Raw genomic sequence first — 23,187 nt, 5'->3', positions numbered from 1 at the left:
CCTATGCCGTTGGTGACGGCTGCCTGCATGCCTGCCACCAGTGAACGGCATCCCCCACCGGCGCATCAACGGCGCGCGGAAGCGTTCCGCCCCTGGGGGCGCACCCGCCCCGCGCGCCGCGTCGTCCCGCGCCGTACGGCCGTTGCGGCCGACAGGCCCTAGTCCGCCGGCATCGGGGTGGGAGGCGGGGACAGCTCGTCCGCGTGCTCGCCCGTGACGAGGTAGACGACGCGCTTGGCGACCGAGACCGCGTGGTCGGCGAAGCGCTCGTAGTAGCGGCCGACGAGGGTGACGTCCACCGCCGTCTCGATGCCGTGCTTCCAGCGGTCGTCGAGCAGGTGCTGGAAGAGCGTGCGGTGCAGCTCGTCCATGCGGTCGTCGTCCGCCTCCAGCTGCAGGGCGTCGTCGACGTCCTTGCTGATGATCACCTCGGCGGCCTTGGCCATCAGCCGCTGCGCCAGCTGGCCCATCTCCAGGATCGTGGCGTGCAGGTCGCTCGGGACGGCGGTGTTGGGGAACCGCAGCCGTGCGAGCTTCGCCACATGGCGGGCGAGGTCGCCGGAGCGCTCCAGGTCCGCGCTCATGCGCAGGCTGGTGACGACGATCCGCAGGTCGGTCGCGACGGGCTGCTGGCGGGCGAGCAGGGTGATGGCCCGGTTCTCCAGCTCGCGCTGCAGGTCGTCCACCTTCTCGTCGGCGGCGATCACGCTCTCCGCGAGCTTGAGGTCCGCGTCGAGCAGCGCCGTGGTGGCCCGCCCGATCGCGGAGCCGACCAGCCGGGCCATGTCGACCAGGCCGTCACCGATCGAGTCGAGTTCCTCGTGATATGCGTCGCGCATCGCGATCCTTCCGTTGCCGCTTCAGCCGTTCGAAAAGAGGATTGTCCTCCCACGCTGACACGCTCCCCAACCTCGCGCGCACACGCGTACCGCTCGAGCATCGGGAATGAACCGGTGCTGACACCACGGTGAACTCTTGGCAACGCGCGTTCGAGAAGACGCTCCGACCGCTGTGGGTCACTCATTCCGTCCCCCTAACCTGGGGGTATGGACGTGAACGCGGCAGTCGCCGCAGCCAGTGCGATCGCCGGGCTCTGCACCGGTGTGATCGCTGTGCTCGCGTTCCGCTGGAGCGAGCGGGAGCAGGCCCGCCCGACGCGCACATCCCTGCGGCCCGACGCCGCAGCCGTACTACCGCCGGGCGTGGACACGGTGCTGTCCGTGCTGCGCTCGTCGGCCGTCGTCCTCGACGAGGGCGACACGGTGGTCAAGGCAAGCTCGGCGGCGTACGCCCTCGGGCTGGTTCGTGGCGGAAGGCTCGCCGTCGACCAGATGCTGCAGATGGCCCGGGAGACCCGGCGGGACGGCGAGATACGGCAGGTGGAACTGGACCTGCCGCGCCGGGGCGCCGGCCGCGGCGAGGGCCTCGCGGTCTCCGCCCGGGTGGCACCACTGGGCTCGCGCCTGGTGCTGCTCCTGGTCGAGGACCTGACCGACGCCCGGCGCATCGAGGCGGTGCGGCGCGACTTCGTCGCCAACGTGAGCCATGAGCTCAAGACCCCGGTCGGCGCGCTGTCGCTGCTCTCCGAAGCGGTGATGGACGCCAGTGACGACCCCGAGGCCGTCGAGCGCTTCGCGGGCCGGATGCAGATCGAGGCCGCCCGGCTGACCAGCCTGGTCCAGGAGATCATCGACCTCTCCCGGGTCCAGGACGACAACCCCCTCGACGACGCCGAGCCGGTCGCCGTCGACGACCTCGTCGCCGAGGCGGTCGACCGCTGCCGCCACCCGGCGAACGCCAAGCAGATCACCATGGCCACCGGCGGCGCCCCCGAGCTGTACATCTGGGGCAACCGTGGCCAGCTCGCGGCCGCGCTCGGCAACCTCGTCGAGAACGCCGTCAACTACAGCCCGGTCCGCACCCGCGTGGGCATCGCGGGCCGCAGGGTCTCCGCACCCAGTGGCGACCTGATCGAGATCTCCGTGACCGACCAGGGGATCGGCATCTCCGAAAAGGACCGGGACCGCGTCTTCGAGCGGTTCTACCGGGTCGACCCGGCGCGCTCGCGCGCCACGGGCGGCACCGGCCTCGGTCTGTCCATCGTCAAGCACGTGGCCGCCTCCCACGGCGGGGAGGTCACGGTGTGGAGCGCCGAAGGCCAGGGCTCCACCTTCACCCTGCGGCTGCCCGAAGCCGCGGCGTCCCGGGACGGCCGGGACCGCTCCACCGCCGTGGCGGTGGAGGACGGCGGGCCCGGCTCCGGGTCCTCTTCCGCCCTCTACGAGACGTTCCCCGATCACATCCCCGCCCCGGAGGTCCTCCCGTGACCCGAGTACTCGTCGTCGAGGACGAAGAGTCCTTCAGTGATGCCCTGTCGTACATGCTCCGCAAGGAAGGCTTCGAGGTCGCCATCGCGGCGACCGGGCCCGACGGGCTGGACGAGTTCGAGCGCAACGGCGCCGACCTGGTCCTGCTCGACCTGATGCTGCCGGGCCTGCCCGGCACGGAGGTCTGCCGCCAGCTGCGGCTGAAGTCCAACGTCCCGGTGATCATGGTCACCGCGAAGGACAGCGAGATCGACAAGGTTGTCGGTCTCGAAATAGGAGCGGACGACTACGTCACCAAGCCCTTCTCCTCCCGCGAGCTGGTCGCCCGGATCCGGGCGGTGCTGCGCCGTCGCGGCGAGCCCGAGGAGATCTCGCCGTCGGCGCTGGAGGCCGGCCCGGTCCGCATGGACGTCGACCGGCACGTCGTGACGGTGGGCGGCGGCAAGGTCGACCTGCCGCTCAAGGAGTTCGACCTCCTGGAGATGCTGCTGCGCAACGCGGGCCGCGTCCTCACCCGCATGCAGCTCATCGACCGGGTCTGGGGCGCCGACTACGTCGGCGACACCAAGACGCTCGACGTCCACGTCAAGCGCCTCCGCGCCAAGATCGAGCCGGACCCGGGCGCGCCGCGCTACCTGGTGACGGTCCGTGGCCTGGGCTACAAGTTCGAGCCGTAAACCGGCCGCGGCCTGGCTTCGGGTTCCAGCCGTAGACCGGTGACCGGACAGGAAGGGGCCCCGGGGGCGATGTGCTCCCGGGGCCCCTTCGCGTGCCGGGGTGTGCTCAGCCGGCGGGCGACTCGGTGATCGTCTCGGTCTCGGTCGGCGAGGCCGTGGCGCCCTCGGCGGGCGACTCGCCCGGGCTCGCGGTCTCCGTGGGCGAGGGCTTCTCGCTCGGCCCGAAGGAGGCGTAGTAGCCGGCGGCGGGCAGCGCGAGGCTCTGCAGGGAGACCTCGCCGGTCTTGCTGAAGTCGAAGACGACGTCCTTGAAGTCGCCGTCGGTCTTGCTCGCGGAACCGCCCTTGAACAGGGCGGACGGGTTGCCGTCACCGCCGAGCAGCACGGAGCTGTGGCCGGGCAGGGTGATCGTGCCGGACAGGTCGGCGTCCAGGGAGCCGACCTTCACGGAGTCCAGGGTCTGCGACTCGTCGCCGTTGTTGAAGATCTTGGCCGTCACCGAGGAGGAACCGTCGGAGGTGGCCTGGGTGAGCACGACGACGTTCTGGACCTCGATGTCGCCGACGCTGGTCGCGGCGTTGTCCGGCCTGACGCGCAGCGTCTCCGCGCTGTTCCCGGCAGCGCAGGCGGCGAGCGGGAAGAGCGAGAGTGCAAGGGCGGCGGCGAGAGCGCCGCGTCGAAGGCTGCTGCTCACGGCGGCGGCATCTCCTTGGGCGGGGTACGGAGGTACGGACGTACGGGACTTACGGGTTACCTGGTGCTGGATTAGGTTACCGAGCCTGTCTCGTGCGCCCGCACCGGGCCACCCCCCGGCGGGCCGGGGCTTCACCCACCCGGGTGTCCGGGAGACGTTCCAGGGGGCCGTCGGGGGCCTTCCACGGGGCCCCGGGCGGAACGGCGCGGGCACGGCGGAATCCATTACGGGATTCCGCCGAACGATTCCCGCCACACCGGCAAGATCCATTTACCGTTCATCCGCCGGACGGAAATCCGGCGTGGTGCGAAAATGGATCAATCAAGCCCGTGGCGGCCGAACGGAGTAGCGAGAGACCCCCCGCAAGAGAGCGACAAATCGGGATGTTCCTCCCCTTGTCCTGGCCCTCGGAAGGGTGTAACGGCAGCGTTTCAGGGCCCCTCGACACCCACTCCGACCTGCGAATTCCGCCTTCCGCTCCCCTCCCGCAGCACGTTCCGGGCGCACTTGTCAAGCCCCGAGATATGCCCTGACCTGCGAAAACGCCATTCAGAACCAGCCGTTCCCGTGTTACCCTGGATAGCCACGGAAGGGGTACCTGTCACATGACGTTCAAGGTTGGCGACACCGTGGTCTATCCCCATCACGGGGCCGCGCTGATCGAGGCCATCGAAACTCGCCAGATCAAAGGCGTGGACAAGACCTACTTGGTGCTCAAGGTCGCCCAGGGCGACTTGACGGTACGCGTGCCCGCGGACAATGCGGAGTTCGTCGGCGTGCGCGACGTGGTCGGTCAGGAAGGGCTGGACCGGGTCTTCGAGGTGCTGCGCGCACCGTACACCGAGGAGCCCACCAACTGGTCCCGCCGGTACAAGGCGAATCTGGAGAAACTCGCCTCCGGCGATGTCATCAAGGTCGCGGAAGTCGTGCGTGACCTGTGGCGTCGCGAGCGGGAGCGCGGGCTGTCGGCCGGCGAGAAGCGCATGCTCGCCAAGGCCCGCCAGATCCTGGTCAGCGAGCTCGCGCTCGCGGAGAACACCAACGAGGACAAGGCCGAGACCCTCCTCGACGAGGTCCTCGCGTCCTGACGCGGATTTCCGCCGTGGTGCCCGGTGCGTTCCCTACGCCGGGCACTGCGGCATGCCGGGGCGCCCTCACGGTGGCCTGGCACTTCGACGACGCCGAGGATCCCCCTCGTCTTCGTTCGCGCGTCGCTTCCCCCTGCATACTGGGTGCCGGGCCCGGGCAGCTGGCCCTGTCGGTGTCACGGAAGGGTCCGACAGGGGCTTCGCGCCCGGCACGTTGAGGCGATACCCATTTCGGCCAAGGACACAAACCTGACTACCGCGGCAGTCATTCCCGCCGCCGGACGTGGAGTCCGGCTCGGCCCCGGTGCGCCCAAGGCGCTGCGCACCCTGGGCGGCGTCCCCATCCTCGTGCACGCCGTGCGTGCCATGACCCGCGCCCGCGCGGTGTCACTGGTCGTCGTCGTGGCGCCCCCGGACGGGGTCGCCGAGGTCAGGGCGCTGCTCGACAGCAACGGCCTGCCCGAGGCCAAGGACATAAGGGTCGTCGCCGGCGGCGAGAGCCGGCAGGACTCGGTACGGCTGGGCCTGGCCGCGCTGCCGGACGAGGTCGAGGTGGTGCTCGTCCACGACGCCGCCCGCCCGCTGGTGCCGGTCGACATGGTCGACGCCGTCGCCGCCGCCGTGCGGGACGGTGCCTCGGCCGTCGTGCCGGGGCTGCCGCTGGCCGACACGGTCAAGGAGATCGACCCGGCGACCGACGCCGTCGTCGGCACCCCGGACCGCTCGCTGCTGCGCGCCGTCCAGACCCCCCAGGGCTTCGACCGGGCGACGCTGCTCAAGGCGCACACCACGGTCACCGGGCCGGTCACGGACGACGCGAGCATGGTCGAGCGGCTCGGCGTCCCGGTGCTGGTCGTGCCGGGGCACGAGGAGGCCTTCAAGGTCACCCGCCCGCTGGACCTGGTCCTCGCCGAGGCCGTCCTCGCCCGCAGGAGGGCCACCGATGACTACTGAGCCGACGGGCACCGCCCCGGCCGCCCACGTCCCCGTGCTGCCCCAGGTGGGCATCGGCACCGACATCCACGCCTTCGAGGCGGGCCGCGAACTGTGGGTCGCCGGTCTGCTGTGGGAGGGCGAGGGGGACGGCCTGGCCGGGCACTCCGACGCCGACGTCGTCGCGCACGCCGCCTGCAACGCGCTGTTCTCCGCCGCCGGCATGGGCGACCTGGGCGCGCATTTCGGCACCGGGCGCCCGGAGTGGTCGGGCGCACCCGGTGTGACCTTGCTCACGGAGGCCGCCCGGATCGTCCGCGAGGCGGGCTACGACATCGGCAATGTGGCCGTCCAGGTCATCGGTCCCCGCCCCAAGATCGGCAAGCGCCGCGACGAGGCCCAGAAGATCCTGTCCGCCGCCGTGGGCGCCCCCGTGGCGGTCTCCGGCGCGACGACCGACGGTCTGGGCTTCACCGGGCGTGGCGAGGGGCTGGCGGCCGTGGCGACCGCTCTGGTGGTCCGCCGCGCGAAGTGACCGGCGGCACGGAGGAGTTGACCCGGCGCCCGCAGGGTCGTGCCGTCCGCCGTACGGGTGAAGCGCCCGCCCGCCGGGCGCTCCCGCGGCCGGTGCGACGGCCCCCGCGAGCGTCACAACACCATGAAGCTCCCGTGGATCGGACGGCGCACGCACCCGGGACCACTACCCTTGATGCGTGACTATTCGCCTGTACGACACCGACGCGCGCCAGGTCCGTGACTTCACCCCGCTCCGGCCGGGCTGCGTCTCGATCTACCTGTGCGGCGCGACCGTGCAGGCAGCCCCGCACATCGGGCACATCCGGTCCGGACTGAACTTCGACATCATGCGCCGCTGGTTCGCCTACCGCGGCTACGACGTCACGTTCGTGCGCAACGTCACCGACATCGACGACAAGATCATCGCCAAGTCCGGCGAGCAGGGCCGCCCCTGGTGGGCGATCGGTTACGAGAACGAGCGGGCCTTCAACGACGGTTACGACGCGCTCGGCTGCCTGCCGCCGACGTACGAGCCGCGCGCCACCGGCCACGTGCCCGAGATGATCGAGATGATGCGCGGCCTCATCGAGAGCGGCCACGCCTACGAGTCCGAGGGCAACGTCTACTTCGACGTCCGCTCCTTCCCGGACTACCTGGAGCTGTCCAACCAGGAGCTCGACAACCTGCGCCAGCCGGAGAGCGAGGGCGAGACCGGCAAGCGGGACGCCCGCGACTTCGCGATGTGGAAGGCCGTCAAGCCCGGCGAGCCGTCCTGGGAGACCCCGTGGGGCCGTGGCCGTCCCGGTTGGCACCTGGAGTGCTCCGCGATGGCCCACAAGTACCTGGGCACCGCCTTCGACATCCACGGCGGCGGCATCGACCTGATCTTCCCGCACCACGAGAACGAGATCGCCCAGGCCAAGGCCTTCGGCGACGACTTCGCGCAGTACTGGGTGCACAACGCCTGGGTCACGATGAGCGGCGAGAAGATGAGCAAGTCGCTCGGCAACTCGGTGCTCGTGAGCGAGATGACCAAGCGCTGGCGCCCCATCGTGCTGCGCTACTACCTCGGCACCCCGCACTACCGCTCGATGATCGAGTACAGCGAGGAGTCGCTGCGCGAGGCCGAGTCGGCGTTCGCGCGGATCGAGGGCTTCGTGCAGCGGGTCGTCGAGATGGCGGGCCCGGTCGAGCCGGCCGCCGAGGTGCCGCCGGCCTTCGCCGAGGCGATGGACGACGACATGGGCGTCCCGCAGGCGCTGGCGATCGTCCACACCACCGTCCGGCAGGGCAACTCGGCGCTCACCGCGGACGACAAGGAGAGCGCCGTCGCCCGCCTCGCCGAGGTGCGGGCGATGCTCGGCGTCCTGGGCCTGGACCCGCTGGACGCGCACTGGTCCGGCGACGGTCGCGGGGAGGACCTGCACGGGGTCGTGGACTCCCTCGTCCGGCTGGTGCTGGAGCAGCGGGAGTCGGCCCGCGGGCGCAAGGACTACGCGACCGCCGACGCCATCCGCGACCGGCTCCAGCAGTCCGGGCTGGAGATCGAGGACACCCCCTCCGGGCCGCGCTGGACGCTCGGCTCCCGGTAGCCGGGCGTCCGCGTCATCATTGACACGTACGTACGTTCACGCAGTAGCAGCAACAGCAGCAGGAAACAGGTGACCCATGGCCGGCAACAGCCAGCGCAGGAACCGCCGCACGTCCAACAAGAAGGGCGCCACGGTCGGTAGCGGCGGGCAGCGGCGCAGGGGTCTGGAGGGCAAGGGCCCCACCCCGCCCGCGGAGGCGCGCAAGGGGCACGCCAAGCAGCGTGCCGCGAACGCCAGGGTGAAGCGCGCCGCGTCCACGCAGTCGCGCCGTCCGTCCGGCCGGGGCTCCAAGTCCACCTCGGAGCTGGTGGCCGGGCGCAACCCGGTGGTGGAGGCGCTGCGCGCCGACATCCCGGCCTCGGCGGTCTACGTCCAGCAGTTCATCGACAACGATGAGCGCGTGCGCGAGGCGATCAAGCTCGCCACCGACCGGGGCATCCCGCTGATGGAGGCCCCGCGGCCGGAGCTCGACCGCATCACCAACGGGCTCAACCACCAGGGCCTGGTGCTGCAGATCCCGCCGTACGAGTACGCCCACCCCGAGGACCTCGCCGCCGAGGCCTTCGACGCGGGCGAGGACCCGCTGATCGTCGCGCTGGACGGGGTCACCGACCCGCGCAACCTCGGCGCCGTCGTCCGCTCCGTCGCCGCCTTCGGCGGCCACGGGGTCGTCGTGCCCGAGCGCCGCGCCGCCGGGATGACCGCGGGCGCCTGGAAGACCTCGGCCGGCACCGCCGCGCGCGTCTCGGTCGCCCGGGCCACCAACCTCACCCGCACGCTCGAGGCCTACCAGAAGGCGGGCCTCACGGTCGTCGGCCTGACCGCCGACGGCGAGACCGAGCTGCAGGACCTCGAGGCGCTGGCCGGCCCGGTCGTCGTCGTCGCGGGTTCGGAGGGCAAGGGCCTGTCGCGGCTCGTCGGGGAGACCTGCGACCTGCGGGTGCGCATCCCGATGCCGGGTGGCGCCGAGTCGCTGAACGCGGGCGTCGCCGCGGGCATCGTGCTCTACGAGGCGGCGCGCCGCCGGGCCTGAACCCGGACGCGCCCCCGTGCGCGCCCCGGCGACAACCCCTGATTGACGGGCCTCGGACACAACGGGGCCCGTCACACAGTGTCCTTATCGGGTGTCACTCGGTTAGATGAGTGTGGACACCAGAACACCCCGCACTCCTCCGGGGGGACGGTCGTCGGCGGTCACCGACGAGCCTGTGCTCAACATGCATAAGGTCTCCTCCGACCCGGCCCAGGTCATCGTCAATCACGCGAGCTTCCGCGTGCAGCTCGGCGCGGCGTCGGGCCGTGCCCTGACGAGGACCCAGCGCGTCCCCGTCATCCCGACCTCCGTCCGCCCCTCCGCGGCCGCACAGCGGCGCGGTGCGCCCCTGGTGTGGTCCGGGCGCAGCGAACCCGGCGACGCCGCTGCCGGCCACCTGCTCGCCGCGGTGCGCCACGGTCAGGTGGACGGCCCCGACCTCGGCGCCGCGACGCAGGTGCTGCCGCGGATCGAGGAGCCGCCGCAGCCCGTCGTCGGCCCGCCGCGCCGGCCGCCGGCGCCCGGCGAGATGCTCGGCGGCATCCGCCCCGCGCGCGGCGCCTACGACGACTACCTCGACCCCGAGGACACCAGCGAGTTCGCGTACGCCGCGCCGACCGCCGGCCCCGTCGACGAGGACCCCGACTTCGATCCGTACGCGGATCCCGACGAGGAGTACGGCCGCGCCCGCAACCGCGAACGCGCCGAACCCATCCGGCACGCCTACTACCCCGGCCGCCGGATGAACCTCGGCATCGTGCTGCTGCCGCTGCGCATCTTCCTGGGCTTCATCTCCATCTACGCCGGCATGGGCAAGCTCTGCGACCCCGTGTACTTCGACGGCGGCAAGCGCGGCTCGATGGTGACCTGGCTCGCCTCGCTCCACCCGTGGGGGCTGGCCGAGCCGCTGCGCGACCTCGCCCTCGCGCACCCCATCGGCGCCGGACTCACGGTGGCCTTCCTGCAGGTGATCGCCGGGGTGCTCACGGTCTTCGGGCTCTGGCAGCGGTTCGCGGCGTCGATCGGCGCCCTGTTGTCGGCGGCGCTGCTGGTGACGGTGAGCTGGCGGACCGTCCCGGCGTACGACACGCCCGACATCATCCTGCTCGCCGCCTGGAGCCCGCTGGTCATCGCGGGGGCGCCGGTCTACTCCGCCGACGGCCGGCTGGCGAGCGAGGCCTGGCGCAAGCTCGGCCCGCGCGCCCCGCTGGGGGAGTTGCGGAGCCGGGTGCTGCGGCGCGGCGCGGTGCTGGCCACGGTGCTGGTCGGGATCTCGCTCGTGGTCGGTGCCACCCTCGGCACCGCCGTACGGTCCACCAGCCCGCGCACGCAGCTCCCCGCCCCGACCGACGTCCCGACCAACAACCTCGAGGGCTCCCCGCTGCCCGAGGTGCCCGGGGAGAAGTCGTCCCGGCCCTCCACGGCCCCCTCGGCGGGCCGTTCCGGCGGTCCCTCGTCCTCCCCGTCCTCCTCGCCGTCGGCGCGGGGGGCGGCGTCCTCGGCGCCGAACGCCACGCACTCGCGTCCCGGGTCGTCCTCGGCCACCACCGGCAGTGGCGGCGGCACCGGCGGCGGGCCCGCGCGGCCCGCGCCGTCCGTCCCGTCCCGCCCCACGGTGCCCAGCAACCCGCCGACGCAGGGCGGCGGCAACGGCACCGGAGGCACCGGCGGCGGTTCCTCCGACAGCGGCGGCGCGCTCGGCGGGCTGCTGGGCAGCGGCGAGACCTCCGGCTGGCTGCTCGGGGCCCCGGCGCGGCACGGCTCGGGCAAGGTCGCGTAACGCCCGTACGGCACACGGGAAGAGGCGGCCGGAGGTTCCACCCTCCGGCCGCCTCTTCGTCGTTCCCTGCCGCTGCCTGCGGCGCTGCCCGTGGTGCTGCCCGTGGCGCGGGCTGTGCCGCGGTCGGTGCGCTCAGGGCTGCGAGGCGAGTTCCTTCGCGGCCTCGGCCAGGTCCTTGGCGGTGTCGATGGCCCGCCAGTAGGCGCCCTGGGGCAGCGGGAAGCCCGCGAGCCGCCGTTCCCGGGCGAGTTGGGGGAAGGTGGTGCGCTCGTGGTCACCGCGTTCCGGGAGCAGCCCGGTGAACTCGGGGGAGAAGACGTAGACGCCCGCGTTGATGAGGAACGGCGAGGGCGGGGCCTCGATGAAGTCCAGGACGTGGCCGAACTCGTCGGTCTCCACGGCGCCCCACGGGATGCGCGGACGGGCCAGCGCCAGCGTGGCGACCGCGGCCCGCTCGATGTGGAAGGCGGCCATCTCCCGCAGCGAGAAGCGCGTCCAGATGTCGCCGTTGGTGGCGTACCAGGGCTCCTGGGGCCGGGGCAGGGAGGCCGCGGCGTGCTTCAGGCCGCCGCCGCGGCCGAGCGGTTCGCGCTCGACGACCGTGGTCACCCGCAGCGGCAGGTCGGCCGCCGCGTCGACGAGCCACTCCTGGAGGACCTCAGCGAGATGGCCGCACGAGATCACGGCGTCGGTGACGCCCTCGGCGGCCAGCCAGGCAAGTTGATGGCCGATGATCGGGATCCCGGTTCCGGGGATCTCGATCATCGGCTTGGGGCGGGTGTCGGTGTAGGGCCTCAAGCGGGAGCCCTGTCCTCCGGCGAGGAGGACGGCCTGGGTCACCGCCGGGGAGGTCGCGGGCGTGCCGGTCATGGGCGCACCCTACGCGACCCGCGCGTCGGGTCATCCGAGCGAGGCCACGCCCGTCGCGAAGGCGGTGTCGCAGACCGGCCGCGACCAGGCCTGGGCGCGGTGCACCGAGCCGTACTTGGCGACCGCGGCACGGCCCAGGGACCGGGCGATCGAACCGCAGTACTGCGCCAGCGAAGGCCGCTCGTTCATCTCGCGCTGCAGGTGCGTCAGGGCGATGCCGGGGTTCTTCTCCTGCAGCTCGCCCAGCAGCTTGCGGCGGAGCACCTCCTGCGGGGCCGACCGCTGGGACGCCGCCTCCTTCTGGTGCGAGGCGGTGAGGACTTGGGCGTCGGACGCCGACGTCGCCCACGGGACGCGGGTGACGGCGAGGGTGCCGGAGAGCACGAGGACGACCGGGAGGACGAGGGCGAGTGACTTGCCGATGCGGCGGGCTACCTGGTTCACGGCAGTGATGGTAGCGAGGAGTGATGATTTGGCGACATTTAGCCACTCTGATGAGTGATGAATGCCCCTTGATCGACTACGGGCGCATTGACGAACATGGTCGAAACGCCATTGTATGACCGGAAATGCGGGGGGTTTCGGCCCCGGGAACGGCCGCGGCCCGGCCCCCCTTGCGCGGGGGCCGGGCCGGGTGTGTCCGCGGGCGGTCGGGGACCGGGCGCCCGGTCACCCGCCCGCTCGGTCGCTCAGTGGCTCAGTCGCTCAGTCGCTCACCGGTGGAGGTGGAGAAGACGTGGCTCTCGCCGGCGCGCGGCACGACGCGCAGCACGGAGCCCTTCTCCGGAACCTGGCGGCCGCCGACGCGGATGACCAGGTCCTTGTGCTCGCCGCCGACCTCGGCCGAGCCGTAGACGAAACCGTCCGCGCCCAGCTCCTCGACGACGTTCACCGTGACGGCCAGACCGGCCGGCTCGTCCTTCGACAGGCCCGAGCCCTCGCCGTCGACGATGTCGAAGTGCTCCGGGCGGACGCCGACGGTGACCGTGCGGTCGCCCTTGTCCGCCGCGGCCTGCACCGCGTCGCGCTCGACCGGCACCACGGAGTTGCCGAACTTCACGCCGCCGTCGGTGATCGGCACCTCGACCAGGTTCATCGCCGGGGAGCCGATGAAGCCCGCGACGAAGAGGTTGGCCGGCCGGTCGTACATGTGGCGCGGGGTGTCGACCTGCTGCAGCAGACCGTCCTTGAGGACCGCCACGCGGTCGCCCATGGTCATGGCCTCGGTCTGATCGTGGGTGACGTAGACCGTGGTGGTGCCGAGGCGGCGCTGCAGCGAGGCGATCTGCGTACGGGTCTGGACGCGGAGCTTGGCGTCCAGGTTGGACAGCGGCTCGTCCATGAGGAAGACCTGCGGCTCACGGACGATCGCGCGGCCCATCGCCACACGCTGGCGCTGACCACCGGAGAGCGCCTTGGGCTTGCGGCCCAGGTACTCGGTGAGGTCCAGGATCTTGGCGGCTTCCTCGACCCGCTTGCGGATGTCGGCCTTGTTGACGCCCGCGATCTTCAGGGCGAAGCCCATGTTGTCCGCGACGGTCATGTGCGGGTAGAGCGCGTAGTTCTGGAACACCATGGCGATGTCCCGGTCCTTGGGCGGCAGGTGGGTGACGTCCCGGTCACCGATCCGGATGGCGCCGGCGTTGACGTCCTCCAGGCCGGCCAGCATGCGGAGCGAGGTCGACTTTCCGCAGCCCGAGGGGCCGACGAGGACGAGGAACTCGCCGTCCGCGATGTCGATCTGCAGCGCGTCGACGGCGGGGCGCTCGGTCCCGGGGTAGATCCGGGTCGCCTTGTCAAAAGTGACAGTAGCCATGGTGCAGTGGTCCCTTCACCGGCAGGAACGTGCCGGACGATCCGAGTAAAGGAATGAGGTCTAGTCCACAGGATGTGGACCTTCCGTGACGCTACCTGGCCCGCCCCGCTTTGTCAGTACCCTCCCGGCGGCCAATTCCCGGACCCTCCCCCCTCCCCGCCTGGGTACACTTCTCGTGGCCCCACCCGTCTCCCGGGCACCCCGGAGCGGGGACGGTGCCGTGCCGCCTTAGCTCAGCTGGTAGAGCACCGCTCTTGTAAAGCGAAGGTCGTCGGTTCGAACCCGACAGGCGGCTCCAGTTGGGACCAGCGACGACGCCCCGGACCATGATCGGTCCGGGGCGTTCGACGTCCACGGGTGACGTCTACCGGGGCGGTCACGCGCGGTCGGGGCGGCGCCCGAGCGGACGGTCCCTGGCGCTGACGGGCTCACGCTGTGTGTCGGAAGTCACGTGCGCGCAGACGTCCATCGTGATGCCGGGACGCCGACGGACGGAGACGAGGCCCCCACCGCAGTTGCCGCGGTGGGGGCCTCGTCATCGTGGGGCAGATCATCACTGCGCGCGCCCCACTTGGAAAGCCCGGCACTGGCAGGCCGGGCAGAGTTCGTACCGCCCCTGGTCGGTGACCACGGTCCCCCAGCCGAGGCACACCTCGCAGCCGCGGGCCGGAGTGGCATCGGAGCGAGGGGAGGGGTGGACGGCGGCGCCGGCTCCGTAGGGCATGGGGGGCTCCTCAGAGGCGCAGCGACGCGACCGTTTTGGGGCTTGTGTTCGGTTACTTCCGGTATACACCCGGAGGTGCGCCGGCGGGGGCTTTCCCTGGCAAAACCTGCCGGGAACGCGACGCGTGGCCGATGTCCTCGCTCGCCGCCGATGGTGGTCGCCAGGTAGGCGCAGGTACGCCAACTGTTGGCCGAGCCGTCACCTCACGAGCCTTCGGGGCGAACACGTGTCCGGCTAGCCTCGCCTGGTTTTGTTCCACGGCGTGATGGAGACTCGACGTGCAGAGTGGGTACACCGGTCGAAGACAGCGGGCCGGCGTCGGGGTGGGCCGAATGCCGTGGTGGGACAACATCCGCTATTTCTCCGGCACGCTGGTGGTCATCGGGCACGCGAGCGAGACCGTGCACACGGACGGCCTGCGGTGGCTGTGGCTGGCCACCTGGGCCCTGCGCGTGCCCGTCTTCGTCATGGTCGCCGGGTACTTCGCCAGCGGTGGTCCGGTGACCCCGCGTGAACTGCGACGGCTGACGGAGTCGATCGTGGTGCCCTACGTGGCCGTCAGCCTGCTGCACACACTTCAGACGTGGTACATGCACGGCGACGTGCACATCTGGCTGCTCCAGCCGGCCTGGGCGATGTGGTTTTTGCTGTCGCTCATCTTCTGGCGGCTGGTGCTGCCCTACGTGGTGATCCTGCGTCACCCGTTGCTCCTGGCCTGTGTGGTGGCGCTGCTGGTGGGCTACATCGCGGACTTCGGCCAGGACTACTCCGCCTCGCGGACGGTGACCTACTTCCCCTTCTTCATCCTGGGATGGATGATCCGGCAGGGCTTCCTCCGGGACGTCCTGGACGCGCGCTGGAGCCGGTGGCCCGCGGTGGCGGTGCTGGTCCTCACCTTCGGGGCGGGCTGGGGGCTCCGGGACAAGGTGGCGAGGGGCTGGCTCGGGATGGCGGTCCCCTATGCGCAGAACGACCTGCCGGTCGACCTGATGTGGGGCTGGGCGGTCCGCGCCGCGGTCCTGCTGGCTGCCATGGTCATCGGGCTCAGTCTCATCCGGCTCGTGCCGCGCGGGAGGATCCCGGTGGTCTCCTACCTCGGATCGGGCGGCCTGTACATCTACCTCTTCCACCCCCTCTTGATCCGGGCCATGCGCCGCAGCATCGGGACGGACTGGGTCGGCCCCTGGCACGAGCAACTGGCCCTGGTCGTGATGGCCGTGCTGGCGACGGCGCTGCTGGCGTCCAAGCCCGTGCGCTGGCTGACCAGGCCGCTGATCCAGCCCAGGCTGGCGTGGCTGTTCACCGCGGAGGCGCGTGCGACCGGTGCGGCCAGGGCCCCCGAACAGGCGACGACCATGGTGGAGCCGCGCGAGCCCGTTCCCGGCGGGGCGCTGGTCCATTCCGGCGGCGGGGCGGGAGAGACCGGCCGCTAGCCGGACGGCCGATGTGCGCCGGGCCCGGCGGCACCGGGTCTTCGTTGCCGCGTGCGACAAGGAACTTCAGCAGACCGTCCACGCCGATCCCGTCGCGCGGCCCGGCGCTTCCGTCCCCGCCCCGCGTTGCAGGGGGATGTGCCGCCCGAGTCCGGCGAGGTGGGGAATCCGCAGGTCACGCCGACGGTTCCTCGACCTCGCTCCTGAACCGGTGATGGCCCGCCCGGTCGCCGTACTCCGGTGCCGTCGACGCGCAGGCGCCGTATTTGCCGTCGGCGTCCGGATCCCGGTGCGGGCCGCCCGCTGATTTCTTGCGTGCACACAGGCATAGCGGGCGGCCACCGCGGACGTCATCAAGGACAGCAAGCCCGCCGAGGAAGATCTCAGAGCAACTAGAGAAGGTGGCGATGGATGCCGAGGGCCAGGAAAACTTCAGGGATTTCGTGGAGAGCAGGTCGTCCGCGCTGCTGAAGACCGCCGTCCTGCTCAGCGGCGGTGACCGGCACGCGGCCGAGGACCTGCTGCAGAACGCGCTGATCAAGGCCGCGGGACGCTGGCACCGCATCGAGGAACCCGAGGCGTACGTACGGCAGATCCTCTACCGGCAGCAGGTGAGCCGCTGGCGGCTGAAGTGGCCGCGGCGCGAACTGAGCGTGGCCGAGCCGCTGGAGAGCGCCGTGCTCCATGGCGCCGACGACGGGCCCGGCGCGGCCGATCTGCGCATCGTCATGCGTGCCGCACTGGCCCGGCTCACCGCCCGTCAGCGCACTGTCCTGGTCCTGCGGTACTTCGAGGACCTTCCCGAGGCCGAGGTCGCCGGTCTGCTGGGCTGCTCGGTCGGTACGGTGCGGTCCACCACACACCGCTCCCTGGCCCGGCTGCGGGGCCTGGCCCCCGAACTGGCCGCACTCGGCTCCGCGGACGCCGAGCAGCAGTCGTCCCGTGACTTCTCGCCTGTGGAGGTGCGTCCGTGAACGTCGATGAGCTGGTGCGCGACTCGCTGCGCGAACAGGCCGCCGAACAGCCTGCGCTGGGGCCGGGCTTCGCCGAGCGGGTGCTGGCGGTCCGACGGCGTCGTCGGAAGCGGGCGCTGGCGTCCGTCGCAGCGGCCACCACCGCCGTGGTCGCCTTCGCGGTGGGCGTCCCGCTCCTGGACGCCGGCAAGCACGACGCGCGCCTCGCGAACGTCTCCGCCCACCCGGACCAGACGCCGCCGCGCGACATGATCGCGGCGGGGGACGTCGCAATGGCCGCGTACTACACCTGGGACACCGCCAAGCAGGCCGACGGCCGTGAATTCGCCGTCCGCACCTACCGGCTCCTGGACCCGAAGACCGGCAGGTACGTGAAGACGACCAAGTGGGCCCGTGTCGCCGTCGCCCCAGGCATGCGGACCGCCGCCGTCCTGGAAAGGAACCTGCCCGCCAAGCGGGTCGGCCTGCTCAACATGCTCACCGGCGAGGTCGAGCGCTGGATCCCGGTCGACCACGGCGTCGCGAGCGTCGAGTTCTCGCCCGACGGCAGCAAGCTCGTCGCGACGACGTACAGCAAGAACCCCGACCTGGTGCTGCACAAGGTGCGCCGTGACGTCAACGGCGACGGCCACAGGGACTGGATTCGGCAAGACGACTCCCAGGAGGGCCACACCGGCTTCTACGTCATGGACGTGGCCTCCGGTAAGGGATCCTGGAGCAAGACCACCGTCGTCGACGCGCTCGGCACCCAGGACTTCTCCTTCAGCAGTGACGGCAAGCTGCTCTACTCCGGAACCACTTCGTCTCCTTTCCGGCAGTTCTACGACTTCGCGGGCAAGCAGGTCGCCGCGCCCGCGAACGACGCCTACATCCGGCGCAATGCGGCGGGGCTGTCCCCGGACGGCAAGTTCGTCGCGGACATTTACGTGGGCCCCCGCCCCGACAAGCAGGCCCGCTCCGCGCTCCGCGATCCCCTCACCGGCAAGATGGTCACCATGGTGCGCGGGTACCGGTTGCTCGCCTGGATCGACAGCAAGCGGCTGATCGCCTGGGACTACACATATGGCTCGAAGGATGTCCGTTTCGGGCTCGCGCTCGTCACGATCGGCAGCGACGAGGTCGTACCGCTGAGCGGTTTCAGCAAGGGGAGCGACAGTACGCTGGCCGTGGACTGGACGCCGGTCTTCGCCGAACGCTGATGAGGCGGCCCGCCGGCCGCTCGCTTCCGCCATGCCGCCTGCCTCCGGGACGTCGCGTCGTGCTGCCAAGATGGCGCGGACGCGTCGGAAATCAGGGGTGGGCATGGAGAACTGGGACTTCCGCGAGTGGCAAGCAGCCCTGGCCGCCCTCGACCCAAGGGCGGCGGCCCTGGTCGGCCTTGCGGCGGCCGAGCGCATGGCGGGGTGCCTGGGCGACGAGCGCTTCCGTCGCCACGGTGCCTCGGCGGCCGAGGTGGCGCGGGACCTGCTGCAGGAGTGCTGGTCCGGCGCCGTGGGTGGGGAGGGATCTGCGACGGCCCGGATACGGGACCTGGCCGGCCGGTTGGCCGGCCACTCCGCGGAGTACCAGACCCTCTCGATGACCGAGCTGTTCCACTCGTACGGGCCGTTCGCCGCCGACACGGACGAGGATCCCGACGACGAGGCCCCCGACCTGGACGAGTTCCTGGAGGAGGCGGAACCCGAGGGTGCGGTGATGATGCATATGGACGCGCTCACGGCGATAGCGGAGGCGGCTGCGGCCTGTGCCGCAGGCCCCTGGGACGGAGCCCTCCGGTGCCTCCAGGTCGCCGCCATGGCCGCGGACCAGCACGATCCCCGGCTGCCGGGACCGGGCGCCGAGACGCGGCGCCAGGCGGAGGACCTGGCGTTGGTCCGGGCGACGGAAGGCGCCGGGGCCTGGCCGCGGCACCTGGTGACGGAGCTCCGGACCCGCGCCCAGGCGGAGGCGGCGGGATGGCGACGGGCCACCGAGCGACTCGGCCTCCTTCACGCCTGAATCCGGAGCCTCGCCGCCTCCGCCCACCGGCCGGGCGATGGCGTCCTCGCTAGGCGCCCAGCAGTCGCGAGAGCTCCATCCCGGCCTCCTCGTACTCCGCGTCGGCGATCCGCTGCAGTTCGCGCAGGTCGCCCGCGGCGGCGGCGCGGCGGGTCAGCAGGAATCCCGCGTGCGGGGACCCCTCGTCCAGCAGTTCGCTCAGCTCCTCGATGTCCCCGGCGGCGTCGGCGAGGTCGGCCAGCCGGTCCAGGGCGCTCTCGTTCCCGGCGTCCGCCAGCTCGCGCAGGGTCTCGCGGTCGAAGTTCGTGTTCACCATGGCGCCAGGGTGCAACCCTGCCCCTGGGGCAGGGTCAAGTGCCACGATTGCCGGGTGATCACCATCGGTCAGCTCGCGGCGTACGTCGGAGTGTCGATCAAGACCATCCGCGTCTACCACGCCAAGGGGCTGCTTCCCGAGCCCGGCCGCGACGCCTCTGGCTACCGGCGCTACGGGGCGGACGACGTCGTCGCCCTCATCAAGATCCGGACGCTCGCCGAAGCCGGCGTCCCCCTGGCCCGCATCCAGGAACTGAGGGCGGCCGGCGAGGAGGAGTTCCGCCGGGCGCTCCACGGCATCGACGGCCGACTGGCCGAGCGGATCCGCGGACTGCAGGCCACCCGGGCGCGCCTGCGCGAGCTCGCCTCCGGGGAGGCGACGCTGCTGCCCGCCCGGGTCCGGGCGCATCTGGAGGACCTGCGGCGCTGGGGATTCACCCCCCGGTGGGCGGACCTCCAGCGGGACCTGTGGATCCTCGTCTTCGCCACCCACCCGGACCAGGCGGGGGCCCTCTTCCAGGACCAGGACGAGATGCTGTCCGAGCCCGCGCTGCGGCAGCTCTTCCTGCGGTACGACCATGCGTACGGCCTCGATCCCGGCGACCCCCGCCTCGACGACCTGGCGCAGCGGATCGTCGAGGCGACCCGGAGCCGCTACGGATCGAGCGCGCCCCCTGAAGTGGACATGGCCTCGGACATCCCCGCCCTCATCCAGAGCACGGTCAACGCCGCCTCCCCGGCCTGGCGGCGGCTGGACTCGCTGATCCGGGCGGGGCTCGGCGCGGCGCCGTGAGCCGCTCGAATGGCCCGGCGTCCCTGCGCGTCGGGATGGGGGCGGTGGCTGTAGGACCGCGGAGGGGTGCCCGCCCGCGCGGGTCGGGCACCCCTGGGGGTCAGCGGACGGTGACCTGGGTCGTGCCCGTGACGCCGCCGCTGGTCACCGTGATGGTCGCGGTGCCGGAGCGGTGGGCGGTCAGGGCGCCGGTGGACGGGTCCACCGAGGCGACCTTGGGGTCGCCCGACGTCCAGACGTGGGACGCGGGGTCCGCGATCGGGATGGTGAGCGGTGCGATGTTGTCGCCGGCGATCTGGTCGCCGGTCGCGGTCAGGGTGACGCGGTCGCCGCGGGCGATCGGGTCCGTGGGGCCCGTGACCTCGATCGAGGCCAGCGCGGGCTCGACGGTGTACTGCAGGTTGCCGTCGTCACCGATCCGGACGAGGCCGAAGTGGTAGATGCCGCCCTGGTCGGCCGGGGCGTAGGCCGGCATGCCGAGGTCCGCGAAGGTGAACTGCGGGATGCCGCCCTCGTCGGTGGTCACGCTCCGGCCCTCGGGGTCGAGGATCTGCTCGGCGAAGCCGCGGGCGTGCCCGTACATCATGATCACGTGCTGCTTGGGGTGCGTCTGCTGGTAGCGCTGCACCAGCCGCAGGTACATCCGCGCCTCCCAGCGGTCGGTGAACTGGCTGTTCGCGGCCGGATGCGGGTCGTACGCGGGCATGTGGGTGATGACCAGCACGTCCTTGGCGGTGGTGTCCGTCAGTTGCTGGACGAGCCACGGGTACTGCACGCCTTCGGGGTTCTGGAACGGGTCCGAGGACTGCAGGCTGCCGTGCGAGTTGTCGGTGACGATCATCCGCGCGGCGCCCTGGCCGTACGCGTAGTGGGTCTCACCGAAGGTGTCGCTGAAGTTGCCGTTCTCGGAGTCGGCGCCCTGGGTGATCTCGTGGTTGCCGACGATGTCGCGCTCGGGGATGCCGAGGGCGTCCATCTTGGACTTCGCGTACTGCAGGTCCGCCAGCTTGCCGTCGTCGGGCATGTCGCCGAGGAACTGGGCGGAGTCCGGGCGTGCCTGCGGGGTCAAGGTGGGCAGCCGCTCGGCTATGGAGTCCATCACGTTGCTGCTGACCGAACCCGGGTCGCTCGCGAGCATGTGCGCGTCGTCACCGGTGAGGATCGTGGTGCCGCGCTTGGCGAAGTCGGCGGAGTCCTCCTCGAAGGACAGCCACTTCGGGTTCTGCGGGATCGCGCGGTACTCGGGCACCGTGACCGGACGCGGCGAGTACAGGGCCTGCAGGCCCGCGACGTTGAGCGAACCGCTGTAGGCCGTGCTGGGGCTGATCGCCAGGAAGTCGATGAAGCTGATCGTCAGCGGGAACTGCATGCCCGCCGGCAGCTGCGCGACCGCCAGGTGCCAGTCCTTCCACGTCACGAACGTCGGGTACAGCGTGGTCGAGGTGCCGTTGACGCCGATGTACTTCTCGGCGAGCTCGATGCCGTTGCCGTCACCCTTGATCCACACGCCGATGGCGGTGGGGACCTGACCGTTGGCGGTGTCGGTCTTCAGGGTGACCTTCGGTGAGAGCACCAGCTGCTTGACACCGGAGCCGGCCGGCATCGAGTAGTCGAGCCGCAGGGACCCCGCCTCGGTGGAGCCCGGCGGGACGACGCCGGGGTCGGCGGTCAGGGTGGCGGGGTTGCCGGTGGTGTTGTTGCTGAGCCGCCACACGTCCAGGCTGGTGATCGGGTCGATGACCTTGCTGACCCGGCCCACGGCGACCGACGTGGTCGCGGTGGTGCCCGCGACCTGGGCGCTGACCTCGGCCAGACCGCCGTCGTCGGTGCTCGCCGTGAACAGGCCGTGCGCGTCGACGGTGCCCAGGTTCTCCGGGGTGACCTTCCATGTGGCCGCCTCGGCGGGGATCTGCACCGCGCCGCCGTCCTTGACGGTGCCGGACAGGGCGAGCTGCTGGGTGGCGCCGTTGTCCAGGTCGGCCTTGTCGGGCGAGACCGTGAGGGTCGAGAGCTTGCCGACGACCTCGAGCTTCTCCGAGGTGGAGGCGCGGCCGTTCGAGGCGATGATCCGGCCCGAGCCCGTGCGGTGCGGGGTGAGCTTGCCGTCCTCGTACGAGGCCAGCGACGCGGGCACGACGCGGACGTGGACCTGGCCGGCCGCCGGGTTCGCGAGCCGGTCGACGGAGTGCACCGGGAGCGGGACCGTGCCGCCGGCGACGGTGGTGACCTGCTCGCCGCCGTTCACCACGACCTTGACGGCCGGGCCTGCCTCCTCGGCGGTGGAGTAGAAGAAGATGCCGTTGGCGACCGGACGCTCCGTGTTGCCGGGCTGGTCGGAGGGCTTGTTGACGATCTCGGCCCGGTCGGCGCCGGGGGCGCGGCTGACCATGCCGGTGGAGCCGCCGCCGTCGAAGAGCATGGCGTCGTAGGCGCCGTGGGCGACCATGTAGCCGGCGGCCTGGTCACGGGTCACGCCGAAGGCGGTGGTGGCGCCGCCCTGGCCGTCGACGGCGATGACGATGGCGTGCTTGCCGTCCTTGGTGACGCCGACCGCGGTCTCCGGGTTGGCGCCGCTCGGCGGGGTGCCGGTCGGGTCCTTGTAGACCTGGCCGTCCTTCACCAGCGTGTCGACGCCGCTGATCAGCTGGGTGACATCGTTGTCAGGTGAGAGTCGGGTGGCGATGCCCACCGTGTCGCCCGCGTGCAGGGTGTCGGTCAGCCACTGCCCGCCGTCGCCGGCGCCGAGCAGACCGAGCCGGCCGTCGGCGAGGCGCGGCACGGTGGTGACGCCGGTCCGCACGTCGTCGACGACGAAGCCGCCGTCGGTGACGTGGCCGAGCACCAGGGTGGAGGCCTTGGGCAGGCCGGGGGTCTCGCCGAGGTCGGGGGTGACCTCGGTGATGCCGCCGGACGTCACGTCGTTCACCGTGTTCACCGAGGTGAGCGCACGGGTCGCGGAGCCGGCGGTGATCGTCCCGGAGAAGGTCTCCGGGCCCATGACCATGGTGCCGTCGGGCTTGACGCCCAACTGGGAGGCGAAGCCCGGCTTGGGGCTCTTCAGCAGGCGCCCGTCGGTCATGATGCCGCCGAGCGGACGGCCGCTGGCGTGGATCTCGAAGTAGTCGCCGTTGACGCCCGCCACCGCGTGGGTGCGGTGCGCCATCGACGACGGCGTCTCGTCGGCCGGGTTGGTGATGGTGCCACCGGCCTGGACCATGCCGACCCGGAGGTTCGGGTCGCCGAGGTCGGCGGAGAGCACCTGGACGTGCTGGCGGCCGCCGACGGTGTCGTAGGTCTCGCTGTAGTGCTGCAGACCGCGCGTAACCGTCTCGGCGGGGGCCCGGGTGTGGTCCACCACGAGCGGCCAGTTCTGCGGAGTCTCCGGCAACCAGTCACGGTCGGGCGCGTGGCCCTGGAGGGCCTCCTCGCCCGCCGGTGCCGAGGCGGTGGCCACGGCCCCGCCCACGGCGCCGGTCAGTGCCAGCGCCAGCGCGGTGACAACGGCGGTCCGGCGTGCGCCGGTCCCCGGGGTCCTCTTCCCGCGAAGTGTCATGGAGTGTTCCTTATGGGTGATGTGCCGGCTGGTCGCCGGCCCCCGTCCACCCGACACCCGTTCGGCGACGC

The 23,187-nt window shown here is 71.6% G+C and carries 21 protein-coding genes and 1 tRNA gene; 14 read left to right on the top strand and 8 right to left on the bottom strand.

The features are described 5' to 3' along the window. Positions 1–158: 158 nt before the first annotated feature. Entirely contained in the window at positions 159–839 is a 681-nt protein-coding gene (phoU, locus tag ABZ312_RS19400; protein ID WP_499513183.1) for a phosphate signaling complex PhoU family protein, read from the bottom strand. A 207-nt stretch (positions 840–1,046) separates the two neighbouring features. On the opposite strand from phoU, the gene phoR reads away from it, so the two are divergent. Next, positions 1,047–2,327: a two-component system sensor histidine kinase PhoR gene (gene phoR / locus ABZ312_RS19395; protein ID WP_500330239.1), complete on the top strand. Its 1,281-nt coding sequence runs from the start codon at positions 1,047–1,049 to the stop codon at positions 2,325–2,327. After that, entirely contained in the window at positions 2,324–3,004 is a 681-nt protein-coding gene (gene phoP, locus ABZ312_RS19390) for a two-component system response regulator PhoP (protein ID WP_475986601.1), read from the top strand. The genes phoR and phoP overlap by 4 nt, the downstream gene beginning before the upstream one ends. A gap of 106 nt (positions 3,005–3,110) precedes the next feature. Here the strand turns inward: phoP and ABZ312_RS19385 are convergent, their stop codons facing one another. Beyond that, positions 3,111–3,698, bottom strand: a complete 588-nt coding sequence (locus tag ABZ312_RS19385) for a DUF461 domain-containing protein (protein ID WP_500330237.1) — start codon at positions 3,696–3,698, stop codon at positions 3,111–3,113. A gap of 605 nt (positions 3,699–4,303) precedes the next feature. Between ABZ312_RS19385 and ABZ312_RS19380 the strand changes: the two genes are divergently transcribed. The 6 genes from ABZ312_RS19380 to ABZ312_RS19355 all read left to right on the top strand — a co-directional run bounded on the left by ABZ312_RS19380 (position 4,304) and on the right by ABZ312_RS19355 (position 10,640). After that, on the top strand, positions 4,304–4,786 hold the full coding sequence (locus tag ABZ312_RS19380) for a CarD family transcriptional regulator (RefSeq protein ID WP_018559600.1): 483 nt from the start codon (positions 4,304–4,306) through the stop codon (positions 4,784–4,786). 228 nt (positions 4,787–5,014) lie between these two features. Further along, positions 5,015–5,740, top strand: a complete 726-nt coding sequence (gene ispD, locus ABZ312_RS19375; protein ID WP_499516900.1) for a 2-C-methyl-D-erythritol 4-phosphate cytidylyltransferase — start codon at positions 5,015–5,017, stop codon at positions 5,738–5,740. Beyond that, a complete protein-coding gene (ispF, locus tag ABZ312_RS19370) occupies positions 5,730–6,254 on the top strand; it encodes a 2-C-methyl-D-erythritol 2,4-cyclodiphosphate synthase (RefSeq protein ID WP_500438293.1) in 525 nt (174 codons plus the stop codon). Before ispD ends, ispF begins: the two co-directional genes overlap by 11 nt. Positions 6,255–6,432: 178 nt before the next feature. Next, positions 6,433–7,827, top strand: a complete 1,395-nt coding sequence (gene cysS / locus ABZ312_RS19365) for a cysteine--tRNA ligase (protein WP_500438291.1) — start codon at positions 6,433–6,435, stop codon at positions 7,825–7,827. 76 nt (positions 7,828–7,903) lie between these two features. Then, on the top strand, positions 7,904–8,860 hold the full coding sequence (gene rlmB / locus ABZ312_RS19360) for a 23S rRNA (guanosine(2251)-2'-O)-methyltransferase RlmB (protein WP_500330232.1): 957 nt from the start codon (positions 7,904–7,906) through the stop codon (positions 8,858–8,860). 184 nt (positions 8,861–9,044) lie between these two features. Next, positions 9,045–10,640, top strand: a complete 1,596-nt coding sequence (locus ABZ312_RS19355; protein ID WP_500438330.1) for a DoxX family protein — start codon at positions 9,045–9,047, stop codon at positions 10,638–10,640. 132 nt (positions 10,641–10,772) lie between these two features. Here the strand turns inward: ABZ312_RS19355 and ABZ312_RS19350 are convergent, their stop codons facing one another. From ABZ312_RS19350 to ABZ312_RS19340, 3 genes are all read right to left on the bottom strand, one after another. Next, the gene (locus tag ABZ312_RS19350; protein WP_500358874.1) at positions 10,773–11,510 is read right to left on the bottom strand and encodes a nucleotidyltransferase family protein; all 738 of its coding nucleotides are present in this window, start codon (positions 11,508–11,510) and stop codon (positions 10,773–10,775) included. Between the two features lie 30 nt (positions 11,511–11,540). Further along, positions 11,541–11,954, bottom strand: coding sequence for a hypothetical protein (locus ABZ312_RS19345; protein WP_499513191.1), 414 nt, complete (start codon positions 11,952–11,954; stop codon positions 11,541–11,543). A gap of 253 nt (positions 11,955–12,207) precedes the next feature. Beyond that, positions 12,208–13,326 (bottom strand): ABC transporter ATP-binding protein, encoded by a 1,119-nt coding sequence (locus ABZ312_RS19340; protein WP_500330229.1) that lies wholly within the window; start codon positions 13,324–13,326, stop codon positions 12,208–12,210. A gap of 222 nt (positions 13,327–13,548) precedes the next feature. Between ABZ312_RS19340 and ABZ312_RS19335 the strand changes: the two genes are divergently transcribed. After that, positions 13,549–13,624: transfer RNA gene (locus ABZ312_RS19335), tRNA-Thr, on the top strand. 255 nt (positions 13,625–13,879) lie between these two features. Here ABZ312_RS19335 and ABZ312_RS19330 read toward each other — a convergent pair. Further along, entirely contained in the window at positions 13,880–14,050 is a 171-nt protein-coding gene (locus ABZ312_RS19330) for a hypothetical protein (protein WP_500330227.1), read from the bottom strand. Between the two features lie 332 nt (positions 14,051–14,382). Here ABZ312_RS19330 and ABZ312_RS19325 point away from each other — a divergent pair, with 332 nt between their 5' ends. From ABZ312_RS19325 to ABZ312_RS19310, 4 genes are all read left to right on the top strand, one after another. After that, positions 14,383–15,483 (top strand): acyltransferase family protein, encoded by a 1,101-nt coding sequence (locus ABZ312_RS19325; protein ID WP_500438289.1) that lies wholly within the window; start codon positions 14,383–14,385, stop codon positions 15,481–15,483. Positions 15,484–15,890: 407 nt separating this feature from the next. Beyond that, the gene (locus tag ABZ312_RS19320; protein WP_500330224.1) at positions 15,891–16,457 is read left to right on the top strand and encodes a SigE family RNA polymerase sigma factor; all 567 of its coding nucleotides are present in this window, start codon (positions 15,891–15,893) and stop codon (positions 16,455–16,457) included. Next, positions 16,454–17,656 (top strand): WD40 repeat domain-containing protein, encoded by a 1,203-nt coding sequence (locus ABZ312_RS19315; RefSeq protein WP_500438287.1) that lies wholly within the window; start codon positions 16,454–16,456, stop codon positions 17,654–17,656. Before ABZ312_RS19320 ends, ABZ312_RS19315 begins: the two co-directional genes overlap by 4 nt. Before the next feature lie 103 nt (positions 17,657–17,759). Next, on the top strand, positions 17,760–18,455 hold the full coding sequence (locus tag ABZ312_RS19310) for a hypothetical protein (protein ID WP_500330222.1): 696 nt from the start codon (positions 17,760–17,762) through the stop codon (positions 18,453–18,455). Between the two features lie 49 nt (positions 18,456–18,504). Here ABZ312_RS19310 and ABZ312_RS19305 read toward each other — a convergent pair whose 3' ends face one another. Further along, complete coding sequence (locus ABZ312_RS19305; protein WP_500438285.1) at positions 18,505–18,771, bottom strand: hypothetical protein; 267 nt, start codon at positions 18,769–18,771, stop codon at positions 18,505–18,507. Between the two features lie 54 nt (positions 18,772–18,825). Here ABZ312_RS19305 and ABZ312_RS19300 point away from each other — a divergent pair, with 54 nt between their 5' ends. Continuing rightward, positions 18,826–19,563 (top strand): MerR family transcriptional regulator, encoded by a 738-nt coding sequence (locus ABZ312_RS19300; protein ID WP_500330219.1) that lies wholly within the window; start codon positions 18,826–18,828, stop codon positions 19,561–19,563. Positions 19,564–19,663: 100 nt separating this feature from the next. On the opposite strand, the gene ABZ312_RS19295 is transcribed toward ABZ312_RS19300, so the two are convergent. Further along, positions 19,664–23,116 (bottom strand): phosphodiester glycosidase family protein, encoded by a 3,453-nt coding sequence (locus ABZ312_RS19295; protein WP_500330217.1) that lies wholly within the window; start codon positions 23,114–23,116, stop codon positions 19,664–19,666. Positions 23,117–23,187: the final 71 nt, after the last annotated feature.

The sequence above is a fragment of the Streptomyces sp. NPDC006207 genome, assembly GCF_040613835.1.
Taxonomy (GTDB): Bacteria; Actinomycetota; Actinomycetes; order Streptomycetales; family Streptomycetaceae; genus Actinacidiphila.
This window is presented reverse-complemented; position numbering and strand designations above follow the sequence as displayed.